The organism is Rhizobacter sp. P3_C12, assembly GCF_056402735.1.
Window position 1 is genome coordinate 1 of record NZ_JBFUGW010000400.1, and the last position, 4,303, is coordinate 4,303.

General features: G+C 71.7%; 4 protein-coding genes and 1 pseudogene. 3 read left to right on the plus strand and 2 right to left on the minus strand.

The features are described 5' to 3' along the window. Positions 1 to 950 (plus strand): annotated as a pseudogene (locus AC1DXV_RS31935) (hypothetical protein); the annotation flags it as partial. Positions 951 to 960: 10 nt separating this feature from the next. Next, entirely contained in the window at positions 961 to 1,617 is a 657-nt protein-coding gene (gene alkB / locus AC1DXV_RS31940; RefSeq protein WP_477937502.1) for a DNA oxidative demethylase AlkB, read from the plus strand. On the opposite strand, the gene AC1DXV_RS31945 is transcribed toward alkB, so the two are convergent. Beyond that, positions 1,598 to 2,299 (minus strand): 4'-phosphopantetheinyl transferase family protein, encoded by a 702-nt coding sequence (locus AC1DXV_RS31945; protein ID WP_477937504.1) that lies wholly within the window; start codon positions 2,297 to 2,299, stop codon positions 1,598 to 1,600. The two genes, alkB and AC1DXV_RS31945, sit on opposite strands and share 20 nt — an antisense overlap. 8 nt (positions 2,300 to 2,307) lie before the next feature. After that, the gene (locus AC1DXV_RS31950; RefSeq protein ID WP_477866074.1) at positions 2,308 to 3,642 is read right to left on the minus strand and encodes a pseudouridine synthase; all 1,335 of its coding nucleotides are present in this window, start codon (positions 3,640 to 3,642) and stop codon (positions 2,308 to 2,310) included. A gap of 255 nt (positions 3,643 to 3,897) precedes the next feature. Between AC1DXV_RS31950 and AC1DXV_RS31955 the strand changes: the two genes are divergently transcribed. Then, positions 3,898 to 4,303 (plus strand): hypothetical protein (locus AC1DXV_RS31955; protein WP_477937506.1); only part of this gene is annotated, 406 nt, incomplete at its 3' end.

Consider the following 4,303-nt stretch of genomic DNA (forward strand, 5'->3'; position numbering starts at 1 on the left):
GCACCTACGCGATCGACGGCGCCATCATGCCGGTGATGCGCGGCCAGCAGCTCACCGAGACGCGCGCCGACATGCGCCGCAACGACGGCGTGCTGAGTTTCGACAACCGGCTGCTGCGCAGCTTCGCCGGCGACACGCGCTCGTCCGACATCACGCGGCTGGACCGCAAGCTGGTGTGGACGCAGAACATCGCGAAGAAGACCTACACCGAATGCCCGCTGACCGGCTGCCCGCGGCAGGCGCAGCCGCAGCAACCCGACAAGCCGAAGCAGCCCGAGCAGCCGTCGAAGCCGTCCGAGCCGTCGTGCCCGCTGGTGCTGAAGAAGAACGAGCTGAAGGTGGTGGCCACCGGCGAACGCAAGGCGATCGGCGCGTTCAACAGCGAGCGCTTCCAGCTCGCCTGGGTGCTGGAGCTGGAGGATCCGCAGGGCCGGCGCAACAGCAACCGGGTGCAGCTCGACCTGTGGACCACGCCCGAGGTGGGTGCGGTGAAGGAGGTGCAGGCGATCACGCAGGCCTTCCAGGCGCGCCATGCGGCGGCGCTGTCAGCGGGCGGCGAGCATCCGTTCGGCAAGTACCTGCCGAAGGAGGTGACCGGCTCGATGGGCGCGCTGCTGCGCAACCTGGGCGGCGCCAACGCGAAGACGACCGCGGCCTGGGGCAACGAGCTGAAGAAGGTGCGCGGCTACCCGATGGCGATGACGCTCGCCTGGACGGCCGCCGGCAATGCCTGCGGCGACGATGCGTCGGCCGCGCGCGGCAACACCTCGGCACCGAGCGTCGGCAGCCTGCTGGGCGGCCTGCTCGGTGGGACAGGCGGCGACGGCAAGCCGGCCGGCACCGCGGGCGGCCCGCTGCTGAGCTACAGCTACGAGGTGAAGACGCTCGAGGTGAAGCCGGTCAGCGACGGCTGGTTCATGCCGGACGCCGGCTTCCAGCGCGCACAGTGACCGATCGTCGATGACCGGTGACCTGTTCGATGCGATCGACGATGCGCCGCCGTCGCAGGAGGTGATCGCCGACGGTGCGGTGGTGTTGCGCCGGCTGGCGCTGCTGCGTGCGCCCGCCTTGCTGGCCGACCTGCAGCCGGTGCTGGCGGCGTCGCCATGGCGGCACCTGGTGACGCCGGGCGGGCAGCGCATGTCGGTCGCGATGACCAACTGCGGGCCGCTCGGCTGGGTGTCCGACCGGCGCGGCTACCGCTACCAGGCGACCGATCCGCAGACCGGCGCGGCCTGGCCGGCGATGCCGCGCAGTTTTCGCGAGCTGGCCGTGCATGCAGCGGCCTGCGCGGGGTTCGACGGCTTCGAGCCGGATGCGAGCCTCGTCAACTTCTACGAACCGGGGGCGCGGCTGTCGCTGCACCAGGACCGCGATGAAGAGGACTTCGGCGCACCGATCGTGTCGGTGTCGCTGGGCCTGCCGGCGGTGTTCCTGTTCGGGGGCACGCAACGGCAGTCGCCGGTGAAGCGGCTGCGGCTGGCGCACGGCGACGTGGTCGTGTGGGGCGGGGCCTCACGGCTGGCGTTCCATGGCGTGGCGCCGCTCGCGGACGGCGAGCATCCGTCGACCGGGCGCTCGCGGATCAACCTGACCTTCAGGAAGGCGGGGCGCTAGCTTCACGCAGCGCAACGGCGAGTGCCGTGCCGGCGTGCTCCGGCAGCGATTGCACCTGCAGCACGTGATGGGCGCCGTCATGCACGACCTGCAGCGGGGCCAGGTCCTGCTGCAGCCCGGCGTCCACCGCATCCGGTGGAATCGACAGCCCGCTGCCGATCGCCTTCAGGCAGGCCTCCTTGCGCGTCCAGCCGCGCATGAAGGCGAGGTCGCGCAGCTCGGGTGGCGCCGCCAGCAGCGCGCGCTGTTCGGCCGGTGTGAAATTGCGTTCCGCCAGCGCGATCGCATCGCGCATCGGCCGCAGCACCTCCACATCCACGCCGATCTCGGTGCCCGCCGATGCGCCCGGCGCGACCGCGATCACCGCGACATCGTCGCTGTGGCTCAGGTTGAAGACGCAGGCGGCCGGCGCGTGCAGGAAGGGCTTGCCGAACGGACCGGCACCGAACACCAGCGCGGCGGCGGGCAGGCCGGTCTGCTGCGCGAGGACGGCCCGCAGCGCGACGTGCGACGCCAGGTGGCGCCGCCGCAGGCCCTCGAACACGAAGCGCTGGCCGCGCGCGACCTCGTCGGCCGACAGCGTCGCGAGTGCGGCGGCATCGGGCGTCTCGTCGAGCCRCAGCCACCACACGCGCAGCCCGAACGGCGCTGCCAGTTCGGTGTACGGCAACGAGCCCGCCATCGACAGGCTCAGAACGCCTCGCCCGGCCGCAGGTAGCGCCACTGCCCGGCCGGCAGGTCACCCAGCATCACGCGGCCGATGCGCACGCGCTTGAGGCCCAGCACCTCCAGCCCGACCGCCTCGCACATGCGCCGGATCTGGCGCTTCTTGCCTTCGCGCAGCACGAAGCGCAGCTGGTCGTCGTTGACCCATTCGACCTGGGCCTCGCGCAGCGGCTCGCCGTCGAGCTCGAGGCCGTGGTTCAGCAGCGCGAGCTCGCTGTCGGGCAGGCGCGTGCCGTCGGGGCGCTGCACGCGCACCAGGTACTCCTTCTCGATCTCGCTGTTCTCGCCGATCAGCTGCTTGGCGACGCGGCCGTCCTGCGTCAGCACCAGCAGGCCGACCGAATCGATGTCGAGCCGCCCGGCCGGCGCGAGGCCGCGCAGGTGGGTGTGCAGGAAGCGGGTGCCGGAGTTGTCGTCGTGCCACAGGTTCTCGGGCTTCACGAGCACGTAGGCCGGCTCGTAGCCGTCTTCCGCCTGGCCGCTGACGTAGCCGACCGGCTTGTTGATCAGCACCGTGACGCGCTGCGCCTGCTGGTGGCGGGCCTGGGCGTCAACGGTGATGCGCTGGCCGGGCATCACGCGCGAACCGAGTTCCTTGACGACCTGGTCGTCGACGCGCACCCAGCCCTTCGGGATCCACTCGTCGGCCTCGCGGCGCGACGCGATGCCGAGCTCGCTCATGCGCTTGGACAGGCGCAGGCTGCCGGGCTGCTCGGCGTGCCAGACCGGCTCGTCGTCGTCGCGCTCGAAACGCTGCTGGGAGCGCTGCGGGGCGGGGCGGTTGTTGCCGAAGGCGGTGTTGCGCGGCGCGTTGTCGCGCTGCACGCCGTGGCGCGGGCTCGGATTGCGCGAGGACGTGTCGCGCGGGCCGGACGGTCCGGAGGGGCCCGATGGGAGGCCGAACGCGGTGTTGGGGCCTGAGCGCGGCGCTGCGGTCGGATCCGCGCGGCGTGCCGGCGGCAGCGGCTCGCGGCGCTCGCGCGGAGGACGGGCCTGGGACTGGAATGGGGCGGGTGCTTCGTCACGGCGCGGACCCGATGGTCCGGTCGGCCGCGGTTTGCGGCCGGTCGGCTCCGGGCGGGAGGGCTCGCCGCGGCGCGCGAACTCGGCCGGCGGCTGGTCGCCGAAGCGCTGGCGCAGTTGTTCCTGGTAGCGCGCCTCGCGCTCGGCGCGATCGGCCTGGGCCTGCGACAGCGTCGGGCGCTTCTGCACGCCGGCCCCGGCACCACGCAATGGCGCGCGCGCCGGTTTGTCGGAGGCGGACTTGCCCGCGGCTTTCTTCAGTTTCAGCGTGGCCATGGCAGTTCCAGATCGGGAATCCCCGATTGGAACATGCGGGGCTGCGATGGCGAGTGGCCGCGACGCGGCGCGGGTGATCTCCATAGTTTCTGCACATCCCCTGGGAAGACTGCGACGCGTCAAGCGCAACACAGATCAGGGGGATTCATGCTGGACATCATCAGGCGGCTTGCCGTCATYGCTTCGCTCGCCGTGCCGCTGACCTGCACTGCGCAGGCGCAGACCCTGCCGTCGCCACCRGTCTCTCCGAGATCGGTGACACGCCATGAATACGACGCCGAGGGCTTCGTCACCAAGGTGGTCCGCGGTGCCGGCACGCTGAACCTCGAGACCCGGGTGACCTATGACCCGCTGAACCGCGTCAAGGCGCAGGTCGATCCGGCGGGTGGCGTCACCGACCTCAGCGTCGACGCGGCCGGCCGCGTGTCGACGCGCATCGACAGCCGCGGCGTGACCGCGCGCATCGCCTACGACGCAGCGGGCCGGCTGAATGCCATCCAGTACCTGAAGGAAGGAGCGCCGGACGCGCTGCTCGTCTGGAACCACAGCCAGACCGGGCCGGGTTTCAGCTTCGGCATCGGGCGCCTGACGTCGACGCTCTTTCCGGGCGGATCCACGCAGTACGCCCACAACGCCTGGGGCGAGGTCGTCACCAGCACGC

What these genes read in the sequence shown, in the direction of transcription:
- AC1DXV_RS31950 (WP_477866074.1), bottom strand. Translation starts at nt 3,642, where the DNA reads ATGGCCACGCTGAAACTGAAGAAAGCCGCGGGCAAGTCCGCCTCCGAC.
- alkB (WP_477937502.1), top strand. Translation starts at nt 961, where the DNA reads ATGACCGGTGACCTGTTCGATGCGATCGACGATGCGCCGCCGTCGCAG.